At 72.0% G+C, this 25469-nt stretch carries 20 protein-coding genes; 14 read left to right on the forward strand and 6 right to left on the reverse strand.

The window, feature by feature from the left end; genetic code table 11:
- Positions 1–39: 39 nt before the first annotated feature.
- Positions 40–771 carry an SIS domain-containing protein gene (locus KZQ38_RS28755; protein ID WP_219446308.1) on the reverse strand — a complete coding sequence of 244 codons (732 nt, stop codon included), beginning with the start codon at positions 769–771 and terminating at the stop codon, positions 40–42.
- 108 nt (positions 772–879) lie between these two features.
- Between KZQ38_RS28755 and KZQ38_RS28760 the strand changes: the two genes are divergently transcribed.
- The gene (locus KZQ38_RS28760) at positions 880–1644 is read left to right on the forward strand and encodes a DeoR/GlpR family DNA-binding transcription regulator (RefSeq protein WP_219446311.1); all 765 of its coding nucleotides are present in this window, start codon (positions 880–882) and stop codon (positions 1642–1644) included.
- A gap of 1 nt (position 1645) precedes the next feature.
- Here KZQ38_RS28760 and KZQ38_RS28765 read toward each other — a convergent pair whose 3' ends face one another.
- The 4 genes from KZQ38_RS28765 to KZQ38_RS28780 are packed head-to-tail and all read right to left on the reverse strand — an operon-like array spanning position 1646 to position 3900.
- Complete coding sequence (locus KZQ38_RS28765) at positions 1646–2233, reverse strand: hypothetical protein (RefSeq protein WP_219446312.1); 588 nt, start codon at positions 2231–2233, stop codon at positions 1646–1648.
- A 41-nt stretch (positions 2234–2274) separates the two neighbouring features.
- A complete protein-coding gene (locus tag KZQ38_RS28770) occupies positions 2275–2835 on the reverse strand; it encodes a nucleotidyltransferase family protein (RefSeq protein ID WP_219446314.1) in 561 nt (186 codons plus the stop codon).
- Positions 2836–2839: 4 nt separating this feature from the next.
- Positions 2840–3025 carry a helix-turn-helix domain-containing protein gene (locus KZQ38_RS28775; RefSeq protein ID WP_219446315.1) on the reverse strand — a complete coding sequence of 62 codons (186 nt, stop codon included), beginning with the start codon at positions 3023–3025 and terminating at the stop codon, positions 2840–2842.
- Positions 3026–3075: 50 nt separating this feature from the next.
- The gene (locus KZQ38_RS28780) at positions 3076–3900 is read right to left on the reverse strand and encodes an alpha/beta fold hydrolase (RefSeq protein WP_219446317.1); all 825 of its coding nucleotides are present in this window, start codon (positions 3898–3900) and stop codon (positions 3076–3078) included.
- Between the two features lie 73 nt (positions 3901–3973).
- Here KZQ38_RS28780 and KZQ38_RS28785 point away from each other — a divergent pair, with 73 nt between their 5' ends.
- The 11 genes from KZQ38_RS28785 (at position 3974) to treZ (ending at position 23914) form a co-directional block, all read left to right on the forward strand.
- Entirely contained in the window at positions 3974–4657 is a 684-nt protein-coding gene (locus KZQ38_RS28785) for an alpha/beta hydrolase (RefSeq protein WP_308258643.1), read from the forward strand.
- A gap of 268 nt (positions 4658–4925) precedes the next feature.
- A complete protein-coding gene (gene shbA / locus KZQ38_RS28790; RefSeq protein ID WP_257902495.1) occupies positions 4926–5615 on the forward strand; it encodes an RNA polymerase sigma factor ShbA in 690 nt (229 codons plus the stop codon).
- 18 nt (positions 5616–5633) lie between these two features.
- The gene (locus KZQ38_RS28795; RefSeq protein WP_219446321.1) at positions 5634–6677 is read left to right on the forward strand and encodes a carbohydrate kinase family protein; all 1044 of its coding nucleotides are present in this window, start codon (positions 5634–5636) and stop codon (positions 6675–6677) included.
- Positions 6678–6949: 272 nt separating this feature from the next.
- Positions 6950–9013, forward strand: a complete 2064-nt coding sequence (locus KZQ38_RS28800; protein WP_257902496.1) for a transglycosylase domain-containing protein — start codon at positions 6950–6952, stop codon at positions 9011–9013.
- A gap of 4531 nt (positions 9014–13544) precedes the next feature.
- A complete protein-coding gene (locus tag KZQ38_RS28805; protein ID WP_372452296.1) occupies positions 13545–14336 on the forward strand; it encodes a M23 family metallopeptidase in 792 nt (263 codons plus the stop codon).
- Positions 14337–14569: 233 nt separating this feature from the next.
- Positions 14570–15502, forward strand: coding sequence for a LacI family DNA-binding transcriptional regulator (locus KZQ38_RS28810; RefSeq protein WP_219446323.1), 933 nt, complete (start codon positions 14570–14572; stop codon positions 15500–15502).
- A gap of 62 nt (positions 15503–15564) precedes the next feature.
- The gene (locus KZQ38_RS28815; RefSeq protein ID WP_219446674.1) at positions 15565–17427 is read left to right on the forward strand and encodes a 4-alpha-glucanotransferase; all 1863 of its coding nucleotides are present in this window, start codon (positions 15565–15567) and stop codon (positions 17425–17427) included.
- Between the two features lie 88 nt (positions 17428–17515).
- Positions 17516–17851 (forward strand): hypothetical protein, encoded by a 336-nt coding sequence (locus tag KZQ38_RS28820; protein ID WP_219446325.1) that lies wholly within the window; start codon positions 17516–17518, stop codon positions 17849–17851.
- Positions 17852–17904: 53 nt separating this feature from the next.
- The gene (gene glgX / locus KZQ38_RS28825; protein ID WP_219446327.1) at positions 17905–20028 is read left to right on the forward strand and encodes a glycogen debranching protein GlgX; all 2124 of its coding nucleotides are present in this window, start codon (positions 17905–17907) and stop codon (positions 20026–20028) included.
- Positions 20025–22178 carry a malto-oligosyltrehalose synthase gene (treY, locus tag KZQ38_RS28830; protein ID WP_219446329.1) on the forward strand — a complete coding sequence of 718 codons (2154 nt, stop codon included), beginning with the start codon at positions 20025–20027 and terminating at the stop codon, positions 22176–22178. The genes glgX and treY overlap by 4 nt, the downstream gene beginning before the upstream one ends.
- Positions 22175–23914 (forward strand): malto-oligosyltrehalose trehalohydrolase, encoded by a 1740-nt coding sequence (gene treZ, locus KZQ38_RS28835; RefSeq protein WP_219446331.1) that lies wholly within the window; start codon positions 22175–22177, stop codon positions 23912–23914. The genes treY and treZ overlap by 4 nt, the downstream gene beginning before the upstream one ends.
- Here the strand turns inward: treZ and KZQ38_RS28840 are convergent.
- The gene (locus KZQ38_RS28840) at positions 23863–24357 is read right to left on the reverse strand and encodes an ANTAR domain-containing protein (RefSeq protein WP_219446333.1); all 495 of its coding nucleotides are present in this window, start codon (positions 24355–24357) and stop codon (positions 23863–23865) included. The two genes, treZ and KZQ38_RS28840, sit on opposite strands and share 52 nt — an antisense overlap.
- A 255-nt stretch (positions 24358–24612) precedes the next feature.
- On the opposite strand from KZQ38_RS28840, the gene KZQ38_RS28845 reads away from it, so the two are divergent.
- A complete protein-coding gene (locus tag KZQ38_RS28845; protein WP_219446339.1) occupies positions 24613–24792 on the forward strand; it encodes a CsbD family protein in 180 nt (59 codons plus the stop codon).
- A gap of 1 nt (position 24793) precedes the next feature.
- Entirely contained in the window at positions 24794–25447 is a 654-nt protein-coding gene (locus KZQ38_RS28850) for a UdgX family uracil-DNA binding protein (protein WP_219446340.1), read from the forward strand.
- Positions 25448–25469: the final 22 nt, after the last annotated feature.

Genomic DNA, 25469 nt, shown 5'->3' on the forward strand with positions numbered 1-25469 from the left:
ACTAGCCAGGGCCTGTGGAGATTTCGTGAGTAGTCGTACTCAGCCGAGCTGCGGGATGCGGGCCTGGTACTTGCGCAGCAGGTCGGCGTTGGCGGCGTCGCCCCCCTCGACGTTCGCGCTGCGCCACAACGGCAGGTCCACGCCCGCTTCGGTGGCCTTGTCCAGCACACGCACCAGCAGCAGGTTCCACAGGAACGCGGTGGCCACGGTGGACACGGCCGCCGTGACCGGGTTGTCGGCCGGGTAGGTGGCGTCACCGGGCGGCACGAGGTTGTCCAGCACCACGGTGGCGTTCTCGGCGAGCGTGGTGCCCGCACGGCGCGGTGCGGCGGCACTGGCGGCCAACGACGTCACGGCGACCACGGGGCAACCCGCGTTCGCCGCCTGCACGGCCAGCTCCACCGGGTACGGGTTGACACCCGACGTGGAGAACACGAACAGCACGTCGTGCGCGGCCAACCCGGTGTCGCGCAGCACCTCGGCCGCCAGGCCGGAGCGGCGCTCGGCGGCGGTGCTGCTGACGCCGCCGTGCATGGGCAGCAGCTCCGGGTGGTAGACGGGCCGCACGCACGCCAGGCCGCCCGCCCGGTAGAACGTCTCGGCCACGGCGGCCAGCGAGTGGCCCGCGCCGGCGGCCAGCACCGTCCCGTCCGCCCGAACGGTGGCCAGCACGAGTTCGGCCACGTCGTCCAGGGCGGCGGCGTTCTGCCGCTCCACCCGGGCCAGGTGGTCGCGCACGACGTCGCCGTAGTCGGAGCCGGTCTCGGTCATGCGGTCTGCCCTCCGTGGTCCACACCAAAGTAAGTGATCGCAAGGTCTACCGGATCATCCGCCCGGCCGCCAGCAGCTGTTTGACGATCGAACGCGCATCGTGTTCGCATGAACACCGTGGATGTCGCGAAGCGGCACGAGTTGATCCTCCAGAGCCTGCGGCAAGGACGACGCGTAGGCGTCGGTGTGCTCGCCCGGCTCGTTGGAGCGTCGGAGATGACCGTGCGGCGTGATCTCGGCGCCTTGGAGCGCGACGGGCTGCTACGGCGCGTACGCGGCGCGGCGGTCGGGCTGCTGACCGGTGAGGAGACACCGCACGCGGCGCGGTCCCGGCAACGGCTGGAGGCCAAGCGCCGCATCGGCGCGGCCGTCGCGGGGCTGCTCGACGACGGCGAGGCGGTCGTGCTCGACAGCGGCACCACCACCCTCGAGGTGGCACGGCGGCTCGTCGACCGGCGGCTGACCGTGTTGCCGTTGTCCCTGCACAGCGCGGACGTGCTGCGTGGTGCCGAGCACATCCGCCTGGTGCTGCCCGGCGGCGACATCCGGCCCGGCGAACTCGCGTTCAGCGGCCCGCTGACCGAGCACGCGTTCCGCATCATGCGGTTCGACACGCTCGTGCTGGCGAGTTGCGGCTTCAGCACGCGTGACGGCAGTTACGCGCACGATCTCGCCGAGGCGGCCGTGAAGCGTGCCGCCGTCGACGCGTCCGCACGGGTCGTTCTCGCCGTGGACAGCTCCAAGTTCGGTCGCACCGCGTTCGGGCGCGTGTGCGCGGCACAGGAGGTCGACGTGGTGGTCACCGATGCGAACGCGCCGGAGGAGGAGGTCGCGCGGTTGCGGGAGACGGGCGTGGACGTACGTCTCGTCTGACTCAGTGCGACGGCGGTTCGTAGCAGGAACCCTCACGGGTCGTGCCGTTCACCGCGATCAGCAGCTGACCCGGCGTGTCCTCCAGACCGGGGTGCAGGTGCCCGAACACGCAGCCCGTCCCCTGCGGGTTCTCCATGGTCAGCACGAACACCACGCCAGGCGTGCTCATACCGGTCAACCACACCTCTGGCCGGCCGGCGGTCGTGAACACCGCCTTGGTGGCCTGTGGACTGAAGTCCCCCTTGTCGCACAGGTTTTGCAGACCCGGTCGGACCTGTCCCGCCACCTCCGCCGCGGCGGCGCGGACGTCCGGCCGCAACTCCTTGCGCACCCGCCACGACCGGTTGTCCACGTGGTTGGGCGGCATGTCGGCCGGTGCCCGGCTGCCGGACACGGGCGGGTCGGCCGGCGGCATCGGCTCGGGGATCTCCACCCGGACCTGGCACGCGCCGTTCGGCGGCACGGAGGTCGGTGCCGGGACCGTGGTCACCACCGGCGCGTTCGTGGACATCCCGTCCGAAGCGGTGCTCACGTGCTGCCCGCAGCCTGCCAGTGCCAGCAGCAGAAGAACCGGCGCGATACGTGACATGGCGTCGACTCTCGCACAGCCGCATCACGGTCGAAGCCGGTTCAGGGCAAGTCTTCCGGGCGGTCGACGTCCCTACCCACCGCCACGTCCTCACACGGCACCGACGTCGCGCCGTGCGCCTGTAGGTAGTCCCGTGCGCCCGTGTCGCCAGTAGCCGAAGCGGACGCACCCACCCAGTGCTCGCGCCCGATGAGCACCGGGTGGCCCGGTTCGCCGTTGTAGGACGCACGTGCCAATGCCGACGGCGACGCCAAACCCGCCACCCGACGGACCGCTTCGACCGTCACGCCCGGCGTGTCCACCGGTAGCACGACGACGGCGTCCACCGAGTCGTCCAACGCCGCGAGCCCCGCTCGTAGCGACGAACCCATGCCCGTGGCCCACTCCGCGTTGTCCACCAACACCGAGTCGTCCAACGCCGCCCGTGCCCGCACCTCGGCCGCACCCGCGCCCAACACCACGACCACGGGTGCGCAGCCCGCCGCACGCAGCACCGATCGCGCCGTCTCGACCCACAACGCGCCGCCGCGGGTCACCAGCGCCTTGGGTCCGCCGAACCGGCGTCCCGCTCCCGCGGCGAGCACCAGCCCGGCGACCGCCATGCCGTCACACTAAGGCCCGGTGCCCCTTCAGCTCACCCCGGCTGGTGACCGACAGCTTGCGGTACACCCTGGTCAGGTGCTGCTCCACGGTGCTCACGGTGATGTGCAGCCGCGTGGCGATCGCGCGGTTGCTGTGGCCACACGCGGCGAGGGTCGCGACCCTGCGCTCCGAGTAGGTCAACTCCGTCATATGCCGGAACACGCGCCACGCCGGGGCAGTGGTTCAAACGCGAGCCGAAATCACGTCCCAAGGTGTTCCAGCAGCAGCGCCGTCAACGCCTCCGGAGCCTGCTCGGGCACCCAGTGCGACACGTCCTCCAGCATCTCGAAGCGGTACGGGCCGCTCACCCACTTCTCCGTGGCGAACGCCGCCGTCGACCCGAACGCCACGTCCTCGGTGCTCCACACGTACAACGTCGGCACCGACACCTGCTCGATCCCGCCACCCGGACGCCCGGCTCGGTACCAGTTCAGCGCGGCGGTCAACGCGCCCGGCTCGGCCAGCCGTCGAAGGTACTCGTCGACCCGCGACGGCGGCACCTGCCACTCGAACATCTGCCGCAGCGCGGCCCCGTTGTCGGCGAGCATCCGCTTCTCGGTCGTACTGGACCGCCACTCGGTCATGTACGCCGAACGCATGTGCTGGTCCTCGTCGGTGCGCATGGCGTCGAACAACGCCCGCGGGTGCGGCGTCGACACCACCGCCAGCTTCCGCAACCGCTCCGGGTGCTCGTGCGCGGTCCACCACGCGACCGCGCCACCCCAGTCGTGCCCGACCAGGTCGAATCGCGACCAACCCAGCGCGTCGGCGACCGCCAGCACATCACCGACCAACGATTCCATGTCGTACTCCAGCGCGCGCTCCGGCCGCACGCCCGGCGAATAGCCGCGCTGGTCGAACGCCACCGCCCGGAAACCGGCGCGCCCGAGCACCGCCACCTGGTGCTCCCACTCGACCGCCGCCTCCGGGAAGCCGTGCAGGAACAACACCGGCCTGCCGTCCTCCGGACCCGCCGCGATCGCGTCGAACACGCCTTCGGCCGTCTGCACCCCGAACTGCTCCATGGCCGCATTATCGGTCCTTGTGATCCGAGTCCCACCGGGGACCAGAACAAGCCGTTGGGGCGAACATGGTGTCGTGGAACCCGCCATCGACGTCATCGCACCCATCGGCCAGGTCCGCGCGGTGGTGCTGGTCCTGCACGGTGGAAGCGCCGAGGGCCACCGCCCGGTGACCCGCTTTCGGCTGCCCTACCTGCGGATGGTCCCGTTCGCCCGGGACATCCACCGGCGCGGTGAAGGCGTTGCCGTGTGGTTGCTGCGTCACCGCTACAACGGCTGGAACGCGCCACACCTGCACGCGGTGGAGGACGCGCGGTGGGCGTTGGCGAAGATCCGCCGTAAACACCCCGATGTGCCCGTAGTCCTTGTCGGACATTCCATGGGCGGGCGCACCGCCCTGTACGTGGCCGATGACCCGCAAGTGGTCGCGGTGTGCTCGCTCGCGCCGTGGATCGAGGACGGCGATCCGCATGAGACCCTTACCGGCCGTGCGTTGCTCATCGCGCACGGCGACCGTGACCGTTCCACCGACCCCACGCGGTCCTACGAATACGCGGTGCGTGCGCGTGAGGTCACGGACCGCGTCGCGCGGTTCACCGTTCTCCGCGAAGGGCACTCGATGATGCTGCGCTTCGGCCGGTGGACGCGGCTGGTGACCGATTTCGTGTTGGGGGTGCTGGAGATCCGACCGCTCGCGCCCTACCTCGCGAACGCCATGCGTGAACCCTCGCCGAAAGGGCTCGACGTGCCGTTGGGGTAGTTGAGCCGAATTGCGGTTCCGCCTGGGGATGCGCCAAAGCGGGGTTCCGGGTGGGCTATCCGGGTGTTCGCGAGTTCGCCATCAGGACGCAGTAAGCACTGCTACTGCTCCAAATGGCTCATCTCCTCCCTCGGACGGGTGCTGTTCTCACCACTTGGACCTCGTTCGTGGTCAGCTTTGGCGGATCCGTATCAGGAGACGTGGTGCTCCCTCCTCATCAATGAGCCGGGAGATGCCGGGGAGGTTGCGAGCGTGAGGAGGTCGCCGGATGACGCAGGCATCCGTGTCGGTCGACGTCGGCATCGAGGTCGGCGCGGCCGGCGACCCGGGCGCCCCCGGTCCTGAGGTCCGGTTGGTCGCGGGCGGTGTGCCGACCCGGCCGACGTCCCGGTGGTTGGCCGAGGCCGAGTTGTCCGAGCTGGTCGACGAGGCGCTCGCGGGCGAACCGCGTGCCGTCGAGCAGTTGTTGGCGCGCATCCAGCCGTTGGTGCTGCGGTACTGCCGTGCGCGCGTCGGTTCGCGTGAGCGCACCCTGGTGTCCGCGGAGGACATCGCGCAGGAGGTGTGCCTCGCCGTGGTGTCCGCGCTCGGCAAGTACCGCTACGAGCCGGGTTCCTTCCTGGCGTTCGTGTACGGCATCGCAGCGCACAAGGTGGCCGACGCGCGAAGACGTGCCGTGCGCAGCCGCTCCGAGGTGGTGCCGGAACTGCCGGACACGCCGACCCTGGAGGACGGGCCCGAGCAGCGCGCCATGAACGGCGAGATGATCGAGGCCATCACCCAGCTGCTGCGGCGGCTGCCCGACCGGCAGCGGGAAATCCTCGTGCTGCGGGTCGCCGTAGGGCTCTCGGCGGAGGAGACGGCGGCGGCCGTGGGCTCGACACCGGGGGCGGTGCGGGTCGCGCAGCACCGCGCGCTCGCCCGGATGCGCGAGATGTTCGCCGCCGTGGCGGGCTGATCCTGGCATCGTAGGAGGATGACGACCGCCGACGAGCCCGCGTTCGACGTGTTGTTGTCCGGCACCGTGTTCCTGGACATCATCTTCACCGGCCTGCCCCGCCCGCCCGCACCGGGCACCGAGGTGTGGGCCGAGGGTCTGGGGTCCTGTCCGGGTGGCATCGCCAACCTGGCCGTCGCGTTGAGCAGGCTCCAACTCCGCACGGCGCTGTCCGCCGCGTTCGGCGAGGACGCCTACGGCGACTTCTGCTGGGAAGTCCTGTCCGAGCAGGAAGGCGTCGACCTCACCTACTGCCGCCGGTTCTACGGCTGGCACTCGCCGGTCACCGTGTCGATGGCGATGGACCGTGACCGCTCCATGGTCACCCACGGGCACCGTCCGCCCGTGTCGGCCGACGAGATGCTCACGCCGCCGCCGCGCACCCGCGCGTGCTTCGTGCACATACAGCCCGAGGAGGAGCAGTGGGTGCGTGCGGCGAAGGCCGACGGCGCATTGCTGTTCGCCGACGTGGGTTGGGACCGCACGGGCGTGTGGGCTCCGGAGATGCTGCGGCGCATGGACGGGTATGACGTGTTCCTGCCCAACGACGTGGAAGCGATGCGCTACACGCGTTGTGATTCCGCGGAGCGCGCCGCGGTCGCGTTGGCCGAACACGTGCCGGTCGTCGTCGTCACGCGCGGCGGCGGGGGAGCGGTGGCCGTCGACGCGGCCACGGGGGAGACCGTGCAGGTGGCGGGGTTGAACGTGGCGCCGCTGGACTCCACCGGCGCGGGGGACGTGTTCGGCGCGGGGTTCGTGCTGGGGACGTTGGCCGGGTGGCCGCTGGCGCACCGGGTCCGGTTCGCGAACCTGTGCGCGGCGCTGTCCGTGCAGCACTTCGGCGGATCGCTGTCCGCGCCGGGCTGGACCGACATCGCGACCTGGTGGCGCACCGTGAGCCGGCGCGCGGAGGACGACCCGGAGCTGCGCGGGTACGGGTTCCTGGAGGACGTGCTGCCGGAGCACACCGGGGTGGAGGTGCGGCGGGCGAGCGCGACGATCCGCCTGAGAGCCTCCCGATAACCACCCGATAGTGATCTTGCCCACCATCGAACCCCTGTTCGAAAATAAACCCCGACCCGCCCACCCCCCTCCCCCGAGGGGGTTTGCCGACCGGCCGGACGGGGCAGGAGTAATTTCGGGTTCACGAGCAACCTGAGGCGGTCGTCAGACGACTTACTGATCAGGGGCGTCTCCCGTTCGGGTGGCGGTAGGGCTCGGCAAGGATCGGAAGGGGTTGTTCGGTGTTCGCCGCGCGTGCGACCGGTTTGGTGAAGTTGGTGGGGTTGTGCCTCATGGCGGGAGTGCTGCTGGCCGCCGTGATGTTCCCCGTCGTGGGTGGTCTCGGCCTGGCGTCGAACCGGGCGGCCGACACCGTCGACCAGACCTCGGGTGAGTTGACCAAGGCGGAGCTGCCGCTGGTCACCACGGTGCTCGACATGCACGGCGCGCCCATCGCGTACATGTACGACCAGTACCGGATCCCCGTGCCGTCGTCGGGTATCTCGGACACGATGAAGGCCGCGATCATCGCGATCGAGGACAAGCGGTTCTTCGAGCACAAGGGCGTCGACTGGCAGGGCATCGCCCGTGCGGCGGCGAAGGCGGGCGTGGACGGCGGCGCGTCGCAGGGCGCGTCGACGCTGACCCAGCAGTACGTGAAGAACTACCTGGCGTTCGTGGTGGGCAAGGGCGAGCAGGAGGCGTACGAGAAGGCCACCGAGGCGACGATCGGGCGCAAGATCAGCGAGGCCCGCATCGCGACCCAGCTCGAACAGCGGATGTCCAAGGACGAGATCCTCACCGGCTACCTGAACATCGTGCCGTTCGGCAACGGCACGTTCGGCGTCGGCGCGGCGGCGAAGACGTACTTCGACACCACGCCCGACAAGCTGACCGTGCCGCAGGCCGCGATGCTGGCGGGTCTGGTGAACGAGCCGAGCCGGCTCAACCCGGGCGCGGCGGTGGAGCCCGCGATCAAGCGGCGCAACACCGTGATCGACAAGATGCGGGAGAACGGGGCGTTCGGGTCCGACCCGAAGGTGGCCGAGGAGAAGGCCGCCGAGTACAAGGCGGCGGACATCGGCGTGGTGCCCGACCTCCGGCTGCTGCCCAACAGCTGCGTGGGCGCGGGCGACGGCCCCGTGTACGGCTTCTTCTGCCGGTACCTGATCGACTACCTGGAGAAGGCCGGCATCCCGTTCGAGCAGTTGAAGCGCGGCGGCTACACCGTCCACACCACGCTGGACCCGGTGGCGACGCGTGCCGCCAAGGACGCCGCCGAGAGCCAGGTGCCGAAGACCCAGCCGGGCGTGGCGAACGCGATGGCCGTCGTGCAGCCGGGCGAGGACAAGCACCGGGTGCGGGCGCTGGCGGCGAACCGCGACTTCGGCAACGACGCCGACGCCGGCCAGAGCGCGTACTCCATCCCGGCCGAGGTCACGAGGTTCGGCGCGGGGTCGATCTACAAGGTGTTCACCGCGGCGGCGGCCATGGAGAAGGGCGTGGCGGGCATCGACCGGATGGTCGACGTGCCCGCGACCTACACGTCGAAGGCGTACAAGAACGGCGACAAGCCCTACACGGTGAAGAACGCCGGCACGTACAAGGACAAGATCACCCTGACCGAGGCGCTGGCGACCTCGCCGAACACGTCGTTCATCATCCTGGAGGAGCAGGCCGGGCTGAACAACGTGGTCGACATGGCCTACCGGCTCGGCCTGCGCGAGTCGATGCAGGGCGTGAACAGCGCCGGAGACCCGTTGAAGGCGGACGGTTCGAACGGTCCCAGCCAGGGTGACCAGTACAAGCGCGACAACAGCGGTTCGTTCACCCTCGGCGCGGGCCCGACCAGCGTGCTCGAACTGTCGAACGTGGCGGCGACGATCATGAGCGGCGGCCGGTGGTGCCCGCCGACCCCGGTGGAGAAGCTGGTCGACCGCAACGGCAAGCAGGTGCAGCTGAAGGAGACGGCCTGCGACCAGGCCGTCGAGCCGGACCTGGCGAACGCCCTGGCGAACGGCATGAGCGCCGACGTGAAGCCGGGCGGCACCGCGGCCGGGGCGGCCCGTGACTGGTCCCGTCCCATGATCGGCAAGACGGGCACCACGGAGAACCACTGGTCCGTGGCCTTCATGGGCGCCACCCCCCAGTACGCGGGCGCGGTGATGACCTTCACCGACGGCGTGGCCCCGCAGGTGATCTGCAACAGCTCCCCGCCCCGCCTGTGCGGCACCAACGACGCAGCCGGCGTCTTCGGCGGTCAGGTAGCCGCGCCCACGTGGTTCAACGCGATGCGAGTCATCCACGAACCCTTGGAAACCAAGCCCCTACCTCCGGTAAACCCGAAGTACCGCTAGCCCAGGGCCCGGCCGGCCGAGCCTCACTCGGCCGGCCCCGCGCCCTCGCCCACCCCCGCGCCCTCGCCCACCCCCGCCCCTTGCACCCCCGCCCCTTGCACCCCCCGCCCCCTGGTTCCCACCCAGGCCCCGGCCTCCTCCCTAACCCCCCAACGGCCCGGCCCGGCTGGCCCCGCCCCAGCGCCCCAGCCCGCCCCCTGCGCCCCCAGGTCCCGCCGTCCACTCCGGCCCTCGGCCCCGGCCAACCCCCTGCCTGCCTGGCCCCGTGCCCCCTTCCACCCCTGGCCTCGCGCTCCGGCCCCGACCCTGCCGTCCCCGAGCCCGATCCCGGCCAACGGCCCGCGCCCCCGGCCCCGCGCTTCCCCGGCTCCGGTCAATCCCTGGCCCTGCGCTCCGGCCCCTATCCCGGTCCCACGCTCCGGCCCTCGGCCCGGTGCTCGGCCCCGGCACCGCCACCCCGACTCGACCCGTCCAACTCAACTCCCTGCCCGCCCTGGCCCCGCGCCCCAACCCTGCCGTCCCAAGCCCGATCCCGGCCATGGTTTGCCCACCTCAGCGCCCCCGGCCCCCGCCCCCAGCCCTCCGCCCCCCAGCCCCGGCCAACCCCCTGCCTGCCTGGCCCCGTGCCCCCTGCCACCTCCTGGCCTCGCGCCCCGGCCCCGACCCTGCCGTCCCCGAGCCCAATCCCGGCCTACGGCCCGCACCCCGGCCTGCGCCCGCGGCCCCGCGCTCCCGGCCCCGCGCCTCCTCGGCTCCTCGGCTCCGGCCAACCCCTGGCCCCACGCTCCGGCCCTCGGCCCAGTGCTCGGCTCCCAGCACCGCCACCCCGCCCCCTTCCAACTCAACTCCCTGCCCGCGCTGGCCCCGCGCCCCAACCCTGCCGTCCCAAGCCCGATCCCGGCCATGGTCTGCCTACCTCGGCGTCACCGGCCCCCCGCCCCACCCCCAGCCCTCCGCCCCCTAGCCCCGGCCAACCCCCCGCCTGCCTGGCCCCGTGCCCCCTGCTACCCCCCTGGCCTCGCGCTCCAGCCCCGACCCTTGCCGTTCCCGAGCCCGATTTCGGCGAACGGTCTGCCTACCCCGGTTCCGCGCCCCCTGGCCCCGCGCCTCCCCGGCCCCGGCCACCCCCCTGGCCCCGCGCTCCGACCCCTATCCCGGCCCCAAGCTCCGGCCCTCGGCCTAGCAGCCGGCCGAACTTCGCCGTCCCGGTCCCTGGTTCCTGGTTTCGGCCAACCCCTTGCCCACCCCAGCGTCACCAGCCCCTGCCTTGTCGCCCGGACCCCTCAGACCCCCGCCCTTTGCGCTCGGCCCACGGTCTATGCCCGGCCTCTCGACCTGCCGCCCCGCGCTCTGTCCCCGATTCCGGCGAACGGCCTGCCGCCCCTCTGGCACCCCGAGCCCGCGTCCCTGAGGCCCGCGCCCCGGCCCCGTGCCCAATCCCCGGTTCCGCCCCATCCCGGCCCCGGCCAACCCCTTGCCCGCCTTGGCCCCGCGCTCCGGCCACCCCTCTGCCAGCTCCCTGGCCCGCGCTCGGGCCCAGACCCTGCCGCCCCCAAGCCCGATCCCGGCCAACGGTCTGCCTACCCCGGCCCCCGTGCCCCTTCGGCTCTGCGGTCCCCGCCTCGTGCGTCCCTGGCCGACCTTTGATCCCGACCGCCCAAGCCCACACCTCAACCCCCGAGACCCATACCTCGCCTCGCCACGCGCACCGGTCCACGGCCTATGTCCGGCCTCTGGCCCCGCTGCCCGGCGCTCTGGTCACACGATTCCGGCGAACGGCGTTCCTATCCCTGGCACGCGCACCCGGCTGTCCTTTGCCCTCAGTTCGCATCACCCCACCTGCCGTCCCGGCCGACCTCCGCCCAGCGGCCCCGTGCCCCGGCCACGCGCCTCATCGGCCCTGCGGTTCCCGCCCCGCGGGCCCCTAGCCGACCCTCGATCCCGACCGCCCAGGTCCGCGCTTCATCTCCGAGACCCGTACCCCGCCCCACGCTCCGGCCCTTGGCCCAGTGCATGGTCTGGCTCCGCCGTCCCGGCTCCGGCCCCGGTTCCTGATTTCGGCTGACCCCTGCCCACCTCGGCGTCACCGGCCCTTAGCCCTGTCACCCGGACCCCTCAGGTCCCGCCCCGGCCCACGCCTATGCCTGGCCTCTCGAGCTGTTGCCCTGTGCTCTGGCCCGCTTCCGGCCAACGACTTGCCTCCCGCTGGCACCTCCAGCCGGCGTTCCTGAGCCCCGCGCCCCCGGCTCTGGCTATTCGTCGTCCCGTCCTGCGGTCCTGTGCCTGGCTCCGCCTCTACATCCCCCCGGCCCCGGCTCCGGTTTCCCTTCCTGTTTGCCCCAGGGTTCAGCTTCCTGTTCAGCCACCGCCGGTGCCTTCTCAGCTCTGGCTCCCGTCCACAGCCCACCCTCGTGTCTCCGGCTCGGCGCTCTTCTCCGGTCGCCCGCCGCCCCGGCCCCGTGCCCCCGGCTGGTCCCTGCCCCGGGTCCCGTCCCTACCCCGTTCCGGCCAACCCCCGCCCCCGGTGGCCTCTAGCCTCCGGTGCGCCAGCCCTGTCGCCCCCCGACCGTGCGGTCCCCGCCTGCGCTCCGCCCCGCGCGGCCCCTGCTCACCCTTGACCCCGACCGCCCAGACCCGCACCTCAACTCCCGAGGCCCCTACTCGGGCCCCGCCCACGTTCCGGCCCCGACCTCCCTTTCCACCCCCCGAACCCCAGCGCCCCGCATGGCTGGCCCTGGCGCCTGGCTCTGCCGCGCCACCTCCTCGGCCCACGGCTCCAGCCCTCCCGTCCTGAGTTCCGCCGCTGTCGTCGAGCCTTCCTCGGCCTTGGCTCCCGCCCACCCCGCAGTCCCGGGTCTCGGCCACCTACCGCCCCAGTTCCGCGCCCCGGCCCTACCTTCAGCTCCCGGCCCCCTAAGACCCTGCCCTCACCGCAGCCTTGGCTGTCCGGGTCAGTCGGTCGCTTCGCCCATGGGTCCTTGTCCGACCACCCCGTTTGTCGGAGCTACTTCCGGGTCTGTGCGCGGCTTCCTGGATTGCCCTGCCAGCCGGCCTCGGGCCAGCTGACCCTCGGCACGGTGAATCCTCGATGCTGCTTCTGGCGCAGTCGGTTGCCTCGGATCGGTTACTCCCCGGCCAGCACTGAGCCGAATGCTGGCCTCGCCGCCCATCGACCTGCCGCGTGTCGAGTGTTCTTTGAGGACTGTCCAGAGTGGCTTGTGAGGTGCTTGGCGAAGCGGTCGGCAGTGGCTGGTTGGCCACATTTGATCTGGTCGGTGATCTGGGCGGCGTTTGGTCGTTCGGATGTGATCAATGAGCAGTTGGCGGTTGTCTCGGGTGACGTGGTCCCGGCTCTGGTCTAGCACGTAGAGGGGTGGCGGCGATTGAGCTTGGGTGAAGCTGGGGGAGGAGTTGTTCCCGCGCTAGGAGATAGTCCACTTCGGACTGGGTGGTGCTGTTTGGATCACTGCGTTGTAGGTGGAGCGCTTGTGGTTGATATCTGTGCTCGGGTCGTCGTCCAGCGGAGCGGTGATGCTGTGGTTTTGGCTTGGGCTGGGTGATGATCGCGGTCGGGGTGTTGGTGGTGCTTACGAAGATCGTGATTGATGCTGGGTGGCAGGCCACGCGGGTGCGTAGGTCGGTGCTGGTGTTGTCGTGTTCACGAACTCGTAGGTCGGTAGGGCTGGGGCGGCTTGTAGTGCGGCTACCTGGGGTGCCTTGCGTGAGTTGGCGTTGGCCATAGGCGTCCGCCAGAGGGCCTGGTTTGCGGACGGAGGGGGTTGCTGGCCCGTGCTCAGTGCGGAGGCTGGCGGCAGGGGCGCCGTGGTGAGAAGGCCGGCGGCTGGGCGCAGGGGCTGGATTAAAAGCGTCCTCGCCGGACGGGCAGACCGCCAAGGATGACGATCAAGGGCGGGCTGCGTGTCATCCCCGTATGGCCTGGTCAAGACAACCACCCTCGTTCCCAGGGCGCAAACGAAGAGCGTGTTTGCGCCCTGGGAACGAGCGCGGTTCGCTGGCGCGCAGGCCATACGGGGATGACACGCAGCGGAACTGGAGTGTGTGGGCGTGGCCCGTGTGTGGGGGTGATCGTGAGGGTGGTGCTTGGTGATCAAGAAATGGGTGGGGGCGGGTGGGTAGAAGTGCTGCTCAGGGGTGGGTTGGTAACGGTGGAATGCGAAAAATTGTAGTGTTTGAACACGGAGTGTGACGATCAGTGGCTTATCTCACCAATACGCCCTAGTTCGTCAGGTTTGGGTTGCCTTCAATTGTCACGTCGGGTTACGTTCCCCGCCGCATGTCACGGTTCGGTCACCAATAGGACACGGCGGTGCTCCCCGAAAGCGCCGCCGCCCGGATCCCCCGCCGGGTGTCCTGACCGGGCTCCCCGGAATGCAGGAAGGCAACCCCCTTGGCAAGGCATACCAAGGCCCGTGGTCGCAGCGTGTTCACCACGCCCCCGAGGACCACCGGCAGTCGCGGTTCGCACCGCGCGGAAGAAGACAGGCCGCCTATCGCCGGCAAGATCACGGCAGTGGTGGCGTTCGGCGCCCTCACGGCGGGTGTGGGTACGGCTGCCGGGTCGTCCAGCCCGACGATCGTCCCGCTCGCCGCGGGCACCGACCTGGCCGCGGCGCTGGCCGCGTCCACCTCGTCGCACTCGGGCGCGGTGGAGACCCGGCACGTGGTCGAGCCGGGCCTGGAGGCCGCGAAGCTCATGCGGTCCGAAGGGCTCGTGGCGCGGCAGAACGTCGACCTGGCCATCCGGCACGCCGCGGACGGCTACGCCGTCCGCCAGGCCGAACTCAAGCGGAAGCAGGACGCGGAGAACGCCGAGAAGGCGCGTGTCCAGGAGGCCGAGAACGCGGAGAAGGCCCGCGCCCAGGAGGCGGAGGAGGCGGAGAAGGCCCGCGTCGCCGCCGAGGAGGCCGCCCGCCGCCCGCAGGTGGTCAAGCCCGCCGAAGGCACCTTCACCTCGGGCTTCGGCGCGCGCTGGGGCACCACCCACTTCGGCGCGGACATCGCGAACGCGATCGGCACGCCCATCGTGTCCGCGATGGATGGCGTCGTGCTGGAGGCCGGCCCGGCGAGTGGCTTCGGGCTGTGGGTGCGCGTGCAGCACTCCGACGGCACGGTCACCGTCTACGGGCACATGAACGAGATCCTGGTGGCCGCGGGCCAGCAGGTCGCCGCGGGCCAGCAGATCGCCACGATCGGCAACCGCGGTCAGTCCACCGGTCCCCACCTGCACTTCGAGGTGTGGCTGGACGGTTCGCAGAAGATCGACCCCGTCGGCTGGCTCGCCGAGCGCGGCATCTCCCTCTGAGCTGGACGAGTGGCGAACGCGCAGGACGGCTCGCCTGGCGAGTGGCGAAGGCGCGACAACGCGCGTGGAACGGCCCGGTGTGCAACCGGGCCGTTTTCGCGTTCCCGGACTTCGCTGGTTGATCCAGAGGTTGGCGGGCAGGCGGGTGACGGGTGGGGTGCCGAGCACGGCGCGGGCCGCCCGTACGGTTCTCGCTAACCTCGGATGAGGCCGGGAGGTGCGAGTTGACCAGCATGTCCGATGTGGCGCGGGCCGCCGGGGTGTCCGCCGCGACGGTGTCGCGCGCCCTGCGTGGCGAGCCGGGCGTGTCCGAGGCGACGCGCCGCTACGTCACCGAGGTGGCCAAGCGGATGCGGTATGCGATTGCCCGGGACGCCTCCAGCCTGGCCGGTGGGCGGCGGTACGCGGTGGCCGTGTTGACGGCTGACGTGGGGCGTGGCGATCTGCTCGCGGGGGCGGAGGGGGCGTTGCGGGCGGCTGGTTACGACGTGTTGTTGTACGTGTTGCGCGACGCCGACGCGCGCGCCCGGTTCTTCGACGAGCTGCCGCCGCTGGGCAGGCGCGTCGACGGGGTGCTGGCGTTGTCGGCCCACCTGACCGACGACGAACGCGCCGCGCTCGACGCGCTGTCCGCGCCGGTGGTCGAGGTGCGTGACGACGACCTGGGCGACGCGTTGCGCCTGGCCGCCGGCCACCTGCGGGAGCTGGGGCACCGGGAGGTGGCGCTGGTGCTCGCCGAGGACGTGGACGAGCCGTACGGCGAGCTGCTGACCGGGGCCGGCCTGGCGGTGCGCCCCGAGTGGACGTTGTGGTCGTCGCCCACGGTCGCGGGTGGTGAGCAGGTGGCGGACGCGCTGCTGGACGGTGATCGGCTGCCGTCCGCCGTGGTGTGCGCCAACGGCGAGGTGGCGTTGGGCGTGTTCCTCCGCCTGCGCCGCGACCGGCGGGACGTGTCGGTGGTCGGCCTGGACGGTTCGGACCTGGCGCGCGCGGTCGGCCTCACGGCGGTGGAGCCGGCGTGGCGGGAACTGGGCGAGCACGCCGTCGGCGCGTTGCTCGCGGGCCTGCGGGGCGAGTCGCACGATGTGCCGCCGCCACCGCCGCGCCTGGTGGTCCGGGAGTCCACCTCCCGTCCGGATCGTGAACTCCCTCCGACCATCGGGTGAGCCCGCCCACCCCGCCTCGCCCGGGTGCGGGGGGTGAGACCAAGCTGTCCGACGTGGACGACGTGGACGACGAGTTGGCGGCACTGGCCGAAGCGCACGGCGTGGCCACCCACTACGAGGACGCGGAGCAGCGCCGGGCGGACGTCGACCGCGACGTCGTGGTGGCCGTGCTCGCGCAACTGGGTGTGGACGCCTCGACCCCGGAGGCGGTGCGGCGGGCGCTCACCGCACCCCGACCCGAGCCGGCGACGGTGGTGCTGACCGCGGGCGACACCCTGGACGGCCCCGGCGAGCTGGCGCTGGAGGACGGCCGGGTGCTGCCGCTGCCCGCCGCGCCACCGCCCGGCTACCACCGGCTCGGCGACCGCACGGTGATCGTGGCGCCCGCCCGCCTGGCGCCGCCGACCCGGTCCTGGGGCTGGATGCTCCAGCTGTACGCGATGCGCTCGGACGAGTCGTGGGGGATGGGCGACTACGCCGACCTGGCCACCATCGCCCGGCGCAGCGCCGCCGAGCTGGGCGCGGGTGTGCTGCTGGTGAACCCGGTGCAGGCCGTCGCGCCGACCACGCCGGTGGAGCGCTCGCCGTACTCGCCGTCGAGCCGCCGGTTCGCCAACCCGCTGTACCTGCGGGTGGAGGACACCGACGAGTACCGGTCCGCGGACCCGGCGACGCGGCGGGCGGTCGACGCGCTGCGCCCCGACAACGACACCGAGCTGATCGACTACGACGCGGTGTGGCAGGCCAAGAAGGCCGCGCTGGAGCTGCTCCGCCCGGCCGGCGGTGGCGCCGAGCCGGTGGGGGAGCTGCGGGACTTCGCGCGGTTCTGCGCGTTGGCCGAGGAGCACGGCCCGGACTGGCGGGAGTGGCCCGAGGCGCAGCGCGACCCGGCGACCGCCACCGCCGACCCGGACCGGGTGGCGTTCCACGCGTGGCTCCAGGAGCTGTGCGAGCAGCAGCTCTCCCGGGCCCGTGACGCCGCGCGCGACATGCCGGTCGGCATCGTGCACGACCTGCCGGTGGGCGTGCACCCCGGCGGCGCGGACACGTGGGCCGTGCGGGACGCGTTCGCGCCCGACGTCCGGGTGGGCGCGCCACCGGACGCGTTCAGCCGGCTCGGCCAGGACTGGGGCCTGCCGCCGTGGCGGCCCGACAAGCTCGCCGAGCAGGGCTACGAGCCGCTGCGCGCGGTGATCCGGAACGTGCTCAAGCACGCCGACGGCATCCGCGTGGACCACGTCGCGGGCCTGTGGCGGCTGTGGTGGATCCCGCCGGGCGAGCCCGCGGCCCGCGGCACGTACGTCCGGTACGACGAGGACGCGATGCTCGCCGTGCTGACGCTGGAGGCGGACCGGGCGGGCGCGGTCGTGGTCGGCGAGGACCTGGGCACCGTCGAACCGGTGGTGACCGAGCGGCTGCACGAGCACGGGATGCTCAGCTCGGCCGTCCTGTGGTTCCAGCGCGACTACCGCGTGCCCGGTCACCCGCTCGTGCCGCCGGCCGACTGGACCGTCTCCGCGATGGCCAGCATCTCCACGCACGACCTGCCCACGGTCGCGGGTTTCCTCACCGCGGAACACGTTCGGGTGCGGGCCGAACTGGGGCAGTTTGCGAGCGGCCCGGACGGGGAATACGACGCGGCGGAGCGGGAACGCCGGGAACTGGTGGGGCTCCTCGACAAAGAGGGGGTGCCCGCCGATGACCTCGTCACCGCGTTCCACGTGCTCCTCGCGAAAGCACCCTCGTTGTTGCTGCTCACGTCGCCGCAGGACGCGCTGGGCGAGACCCGCCAGCCGAACCTGCCCGGCACCGTCGACCAGTACCCGAACTGGCGGATCCCGCTGCCGGTCCGGTTGCCGGCGTTGTTCGCCGACGAACGCGTCCGGCGGATCGCCACCGCACTGGCCGGCGGTCGGGGTCGTTGATCCCGACCGCACCCTTCACCGCAGGCCCCGCCGCTGCGGAGTATCGTCAAACCGTCACCCGCGCCATGGTTGGAGGTGGCATCCACCCGTGAACACCGAACTGGCGTCGCGCACCGGGCTGGTGCCCGAGCAGATGATCAAGCCGAGCCCCTGCGACGAGCTGGAGTCGGCGGTGGAGCGCGCGTTCGCCGCCGTGCGGCCGTCGGATCCCGCCGACGCGCTGTCGGGCGCGCGGCACGCCGAGGAGTCCTTGTCGGACGTCCTGCGCCGTGCCGAACCGGGTGCGGACGACGCGCTCGCGCAGGCGGTGGCCTGCGCGCGAGCGGCGGCCGAACACCTGCGGTACGGGGAGTTGCAGGAGGCCCGGTTGCTGTTGGTCGCGGCACGTGGGCAGTTCGTCAGGTCGCACACCCGGAAGGCGTGATCTAGAACGGTAGGGGCACACCCACGTTCCAGCTCGTCCACCGAGGAGCCCCCGTGCGTCCCTGGCCCGGAACGCCCTACCCGCTCGGTGCGGGATACGACGGCGTCGGCACCAACTTCACCCTGTTCTCCGAGGTCGCGGAGTACGTCGAGCTGTGCCTGTTCGACGACGACGGGACCGAGACCCGCGTGCGCCTGCCGGAGGTGGACGGGTTCGTCCACCACGGCTACCTGCCGGGCGTCGGTCCCGGTCAGCGGTACGGGTTCCGCGTGCACGGCCCGCACGACCCGGAAGCGGGGCTGCGGTGCAACCCCAACAAGCTGCTGATCGACCCGTACGCCAAGGCGATCACCGGTGGCGTGGACTGGCACCCGTCCCTGTTCGGGTACCCGTTCGGCGCGCCCGACGAGCGCGACGACCGGGACTCGGCGGGCCACGTGCCGCTGTCGGTCGTGGTGAACCCGTTCTTCGACTGGGCCAACGACCGCCCGCCGAAGACGCCCTACAACGAGTCGGTGATCTACGAGACGCACGTGCGCGGCCTCACCATGCGGCACCCCGAGGTGCCGGAGCGGTTGCGCGGCACCTACGCGGGTCTCGCGCACCCGGCGGTGGTGGACCACCTCAAGTCCCTCGGCGTGACGGCGGTCGAGCTGATGCCCGTGCACCAGTTCATCACCGATCACGCGCTGTCGGAGAAGGGACTCCGGAATTACTGGGGCTATAACACGATCGGGTTCTTCGCGCCGCACGACGGTTACGCGGCGATGCCTGGGCAGGCCAACCAGGTGCAGGAGTTCAAGGGCATGGTGCGCGCCCTGCACGAGGCGGGCATCGAGGTCATCCTGGACGTCGTCTACAACCACACCGCGGAGGGCAACCACCTGGGCCCGACGCTGTCCATGCGCGGCATCGACAACCAGGCGTACTACCGGCTGGTCGACGACGAGCCGAAGTTCTACATGGACTACACCGGCACCGGCAACTCGCTGAACGTGCGCAACCCCCACACGTTGCAGCTGATCATGGACTCGCTGCGGTACTGGGTGACCGAGATGCGGGTGGACGGGTTCCGGTTCGACCTGGCCGCGACGCTGGCCCGCGAGTTCTACGACGTGGACCGGCTGGCCACGTTCTTCGACCTGGTGCAGCAGGACCCGGTGGTGAGCCAGGTGAAGCTGATCGCCGAACCGTGGGACGTCGGCCCCGGCGGCTACCAGGTGGGCAACTTCCCGCCCCTGTGGACCGAGTGGAACGGCAAGTACCGGGACACGGTGCGCGACTTCTGGCGCGGCGAGCCCGCGACGCTGGGCGAGTTCGCGTCCCGGATCACCGGGTCGTCCGACCTCTACCAGGACGACGGCCGCCGGCCGTACGCGTCGGTCAACTTCGTCACCGCGCACGACGGGTTCACCCTCACCGACCTGGTCTCCTACAACGAGAAGCACAACGAGGCCAACGGCGAGGGCGGCCGGGACGGCGCGGACGACAACCGGTCGTGGAACTGCGGTGTGGAGGGTCCGACCGACGACCCCGAGGTCAACGAGCTGCGGGCCCGCCAGCGGCGCAACCTGCTGGCGACGCTGCTGCTGTCGCAGGGCGTCCCGATGCTGTTGCACGGCGACGAGCTGGGCCGCACCCAGCAGGGCAACAACAACTGCTACTGCCAGGACAACGAGCTGTCCCACGTGGACTGGACGCTGCTGGAGAAGAACCGCGACCTGGTGGAGTTCACCTCGGCGCTGACCGCGTTCCGGCGGGCCCACCCGGTGCTGCGCCGCCGCCGGTTCTTCCAGGGCAAGCCCATCCGCAAGGGCGACGAGCTGCGCGACATCGCGTGGTTCACGCCCTCCGGCGAGGAGATGACCGAGCAGAACTGGGAGGACGACTTCGGCCGCTGCGTCGTGGTGTTCCTCAACGGCGAGGGCATCCCCAGCCTGGACCAGCGGGGGATGCGGGTGCTGGACGACTCGTTCCTGCTGGCGTTCAACGCACACCACGAGGACATCGAGGCGACCCTGCCCGATCCCGGCTACGGTCCCCAGTGGACGGTGGTGATCGACACCGCGGCGGGCGTGGTGCGCGACCCGGAGCTGGGCGAGCCGGTGCCCGCGGGCGGGCGGGTCACGCTGCCCGCGCGCTCGCTGGTGGTGTTGCAGCGGACCGGTGTCGAATGACGCCCTCGTCGACCTACCGGATCCAGTTCACCCCCGACTTCACGTTCGCCGACGCCGAGGCGGTGGTGGACTACCTGGACGCGCTGGGCGCGGGCGCGCTGTACGCGTCGCCGCTGCTGGAGGCGACGCCCGGGTCGACGCACGGCTACGACGTCGTGGACCCGACGCGGGCCCGCGGCGAACTCGGCGGCGAACCGGGCCGCAAGTCGTTGGCCGGCGCCCTGCGCGCCGCCGGCCTTGGCCTGGTGGTGGACATCGTGCCCAACCACATGGCGGTCGACGACAGCCCGGCGAACCCGTGGTGGTGGAGCGTCCTCCAGCACGGCCGGGACTCGCCGTACGCGGGCTACTTCGACATCGACTGGTCGAGCGGGAAGCTGCTGCTGCCGTTCGCCGGCTCGCCGGCCGACGAGCAGCGGCACGAGCACTACGACCTGGTGTTCTGGCGGCGTGGCAACACCGAGCTGAACTACCGCCGGTTCTTCGACATCACCACGCTGGCCGGTGTGCGGGTCGAGGACCCGGAGGTGTTCGAGGCGACCCACGGCGAGGTGCTGCGGTGGGTGGCGGCGGGCGAGGTGACCGGTCTGCGGGTGGACCACCCGGACGGCCTGGCCGACCCCGGCGGGTACGTGCGGCGGCTCGCCGAGCGCGCCGGGTGCTGGCTGGTGGTGGAGAAGATCCTCGGCGTGGACGAGGCGCTGCCCGCGAGCTGGCCGGTCGACGGCACCACCGGGTACGACGCGTTGCGCGAGGTGTGCGGGTTGTTCGTCGACCCGGCGGGCGAGGCCGCGCACACGGCGCTCGCCGCCGAACTCGGCGTGCCCGTGGACTTCGCGGCCGTCGAGCACGAGTGCCGCGAGCTGGTCGCCTCCTCCATCCTGCGGGCCGAGGTGCGGCGGATCGCGGCCCTGGTGGACCACCCGGACCGGGCGCTCGCCGAGCAGGCCGTGGCGCAGGTGATGGTGGCGTTCCCGGTGTACCGGTCGTACTTGCCGGAGGGCATGGACGCGTGGCGGGCGGCGGTCGCGGCGGCGACCTGCCCGGCCGTGCGCGCGCTGGACGAGCAGGTGCGGGCCGATCCGCACGGCGAACTCGCGACGCGCATCCAGCAGACCTCCGGCATGGTCGTGGCCAAGGGCACCGAGGACACCGCGTTCTACCGGTTCACCCGGTTCATCGCGCTCAACGAGGTGGGTGGCGCGCCGGACCGGTTCGGGGTGCCGCCCGCCGAGTTCCACACCCGCGCGGCGGCACGGGAAGCCGCGGCGCCGACCACCATGACCGCCCTGTCGACGCACGACACGAAGCGGTCCGAGGACGTGCGCGCGCGGTTGGCCGTGCTGGCCGAGATCCCGGACGAGTTCGCGGCGGCGGTGCGCCGGTGGACCGCGGCGCACCCGATCGACGAGCCGTCGCTGAACCTGCTGGCGTGGCAGTCGCTGGTGGGCGCGTGGCCGATCACCGCCGAGCGGATGGCCGCCTACCTGGACAAGGCGGCCAAGGAGTCGAAGGTCCGCACCACGTGGGTGGACCACGACGAGCCGTTCGAGGCGGCCGTCGCGGCGTGGCCCGGGGAGGTCCTGGACGGGCCGGTCGCGGGCGAGGTGGCCGAGTTCGCCACCCGGATCGCGGGACCCGGCTGGTCCAACGCGCTGGGGCAGAAGCTGGTGCAGCTCACCGCGCCCGGCGTGCCCGACGTCTACCAGGGCACCGAGCTGTGGGACCTGTCGCTGGTCGACCCGGACAACCGGCGGCCGGTGGACTACGCGGTGCGGCGGGCGCTGCTGGCGCGCCTGGACACGGGGTGGCTGCCCGACGTGGACGACTCGGGCGCGGCGAAGCTGCACGTGGTGCGCACGGCGCTGCGGTTGCGACGGGACCGGCCGGAGCTGTTCCGGGGCTACCGGCCGCTGCCCGCGGTGGGCACGACCGAGCGGCACGCGTTCGCGTTCGAGCGGAGCGGCCTGGTCGCGGTCGTCACGAGGCTCCCGGTCGGCCTGGCCGCGGCCGGCGGCTGGGGCGACGCGGAACTGCCGCTGCCGGCGGGCACGTGGACCGACGTGCTCACGTCCCGGCCGGCGGCGACCCGGTTGGCCGACCTGTTGGACCACTACCCGGTGGCACTGCTGGTGCGAGGAGATCAGTGAGCTTTTCGGTGTGGGCGCCTCATCACGAGCGCGTCCGGGTGCGGGTGGACGGGCAGGACCACGAGATGAGCGCCGGCGAAGGCGGGTGGTGGCACTCGGCGGCGGAGGGCGTGGACTACGCGTTCGTCCTGGACGACGAAGGCGTCGCGTTGCCCGACCCGCGCTCGCTGTGGCAGCCGAACGGCGTGCACGCGGCTTCACGCGTGTACGACCACTCGGCGTTCTCGTGGACCGACCAGGACTGGACCGGACGGGCGTTGCCGGGCGGCGTGGTCTACGAGCTGCACATCGGGACCTTCACGCCGGCGGGCACCTTCGATGGCGCCGTCGAGCGGCTGGACCACCTGGTCGACCTCGGCGTCACGCATGTCGAGGTGATGCCGGTGAACTCGTTCGACGGGGACGCGGGCTGGGGCTACGACGGCGTGCTGTGGGGCGCGGTGCACGAGCCGTACGGCGGGCCGGACGGGTTCAAGCGGTTCGTGGACGCCTGCCACCGCCGTGGTCTGGCCGTGTTGCTGGACGTCGTCTACAACCACCTCGGGCCGTCCGGCGCGTACCTGGACCGGTTCGGGCCGTACTTCGCGGGCAGCAACGACTGGGGACCGGGGCTGAACCTGGACGGCCCGGACTCCGACCAGGTGCGCCGGTACGTGGTGGACAACGCGCTGGGCTGGTTGCGCGACTTCCACGTGGACGGGTTGCGGCTGGACGCCGTGCACGCGTTGGTCGACCGGGGCGCGGTGCACGTGCTGGAGCAGTTGGCGGTGGAGGTGGACGCGTTGTCGGCGGCGGTCGGCAGGCCGCTGACGTTGATCGCCGAGTCCGACCTCAACGACGCCCGCCTGGTCAGCGCGCGGGAGGCGGGCGGGTACGGGTTGCACGCCCAGTGGTCCGACGACGTGCACCACGCGCTGCACGTGGCGTTGAGCGGCGAGACGTTCGGCTACTACCCGGACTTCGTGGGCGCGTTGCCGACGACCCTGGAGAACGTCTTCTTCCACCGGGGCACGTGGTCGTCGTTCCGGGAACGCCACCACGGCCGCCCGGTGGACCGCCGCCTGCCGGGCCACCGGTTCCTCGCCTACCTCCAGAACCACGACCAGGTCGGCAACCGCGCGCAGGGCGACCGGCTGTCCGCGTCCGTGTCGCCGGGTCGGCTCGTGGTGGGCGCGGCGATCGTGTTCTGCTCGCCGTACACGCCGATGCTGTTCATGGGCGAGGAATGGGCGGCGGGCACGCCGTGGCAGTTCTTCGCGTCGTTCCCGGACCCGGAGTTGGCGGAGGCCGTGCGCACGGGTCGGCGGCGGGAGTTCGGCCGGCACGGCTGGGGCGAGTCGGAGGTGCCCGACCCGATGGACCCCGCGACGGTGGCCCGGTCCCGGCTCGACTGGGACGAGCCCGCGCGTGAGCCGCACGCGTGGGTGCTGGGGCTGTACCGGAAGCTGATCGCGTTGCGCCGGTCCCGGCCGGAGCTGTCCGATCCGCGGTTGGACCGGTTCGGCGTGGACGTCCACGCCGACGACGTGCTGGTGCTGCGCCGGGGCGACCTGCGGGTGGCGTGCAACCTCGGTCCGGTCGAGGCGGAGGTGCCGGTGACCGGCGAGGTGCTGCTCGCCTCCGCCTCGGCCGCGGTGGTGGACGGGCAGGCGCTGCGCCTGCCCGCCGAGTCGTTCGCGGTGGTTCAGCTGCCCGGCAGCCAGCCCACCTCCGCCAGCTTCTCCGCCAGCAGCTGACCGGCCAGGGCCACCTGCTCGGCCAGCTGTCTTCGCACCTCCGGCTGCGCCGCGGGGGAGCGGGCCGCGGCGTCGTACGCCGTGACCAGCCTCCTCGCGGCGAGCACCACCTCCTCGCCGGGCTGCCAGTCGACGGGCTCGACCCGGCCGTTCGGCTCGACCGACTGGTGCACGGCGCGCACGGCCCGGTGCGGACCGAGTTCCGCCGCGAGGTCGAGCAGCTTCACGGCTATCGTGTGCAGCTTCACGTTGTGGTGCTGGGACATGCCGACCAGCAGCCGGAAGCCTTCCTGCGGCGTGCAGCCCTGCACGGCGGCGATCAAGCCGGTGGCCTGCCCGATGACGGTGCGCGTCTGCACCGCCTTGCGCAGCCCGGCCACCTCCGCTTCCAGCGCGGCGACTCGCGCGGCGAGCGTCTCGTCCAGTCCGTCCTCCCCGACCACGGTCGGGCTCCTCTCGCACGTCGAAACCGGGTCGGCGGCGTGCTGGGAGGCGGGCGGTGCCGGCGCAGGCAAGCCCCTCAGCTGACGCTGACCCTGTGCCCAGGGTCCTGGGCGTCGGGTGGCTTGCGGCTGGCTTTTCAACCGCGTAGACGATCACCGTAGTAGAGGGCGGGCGCGAGGAGAAACCGGGTGGTTGCCCCGGCGTCGACGCGGGTATGCCGGGAGCGGACCGGCAGTCGAGCGAAAGGACCCGCCATGGGCGCCGATGACAAGATCGGCAACAAGGCCGAGGAGCTGAAGGGCCGCGCGAAGGAGGCCGTCGGCGACGCGACCGACAACGAGCAGTGGCAGGCCGAAGGACGTGCCGAGCAGGCGAAGGGCGCGTTGAAGCAGGCGGGCGAGAAGGTGAAGGACGCCTTCCGCTCCCACGACTGACGTGGCCGCGCGCAGCGCCGCCCCGTTCGTGCCCGACCGCGCGGACCTGGCGGCGCTGCGCCGCGCCGCGCGGGACTGCGAGGGCTGCGACCTGCACGGGCCGGCGACGCAGACGGTGTTCGGCGCGGGACCGGAGGACGCCCGGCTGCTGCTGGTCGGTGAGCAGCCCGGCGACGTGGAGGACCGGACGGGTGAGCCGTTCGTCGGACCGGCCGGGAAGCTGTTGGACAAGGCGCTCGCCGAGGCGGGGCTCGGCCGCACGGGCGTCTACCTGACGAACGCGGTGAAGCACTTCAAGTTCCAGGAGCGCGGAAAGCGGCGCATCCACAAGGCGCCCGCGCGGGGCGAGATCCGGGCCTGCCTGCCGTGGCTGCACGCGGAACTCGCGGCGGTGCGGCCGGAACTGGTGGTGTGCCTGGGCGCGACGGCCGCGAAGGCGTTGCTGGGCGACGCGTTCCGGGTGAGCGAGCAGCGGGGCGAGCTGGTCGAGGTGGACGGGCTGGGCGTGATCGCCACCGTGCACCCGTCGGCGGTGCTGCGCGCGCCCGACCGGGCCGCGGCCTACGAGGGTTTCGTGGCCGACCTGCGCGTGGTGCGTGAACACCTCCCGGCCGACGCCGCGCGAACGGGCCGGGACGTGAAAGCGGCCCCCTGACCGCTTCCCGCACCGGGTGCGG

The sequence above is a fragment of the Saccharothrix obliqua genome (assembly GCF_019375475.1).
GTDB classification, from domain to species: Bacteria; Actinomycetota; Actinomycetes; order Mycobacteriales; family Pseudonocardiaceae; genus Actinosynnema; species Actinosynnema obliqua.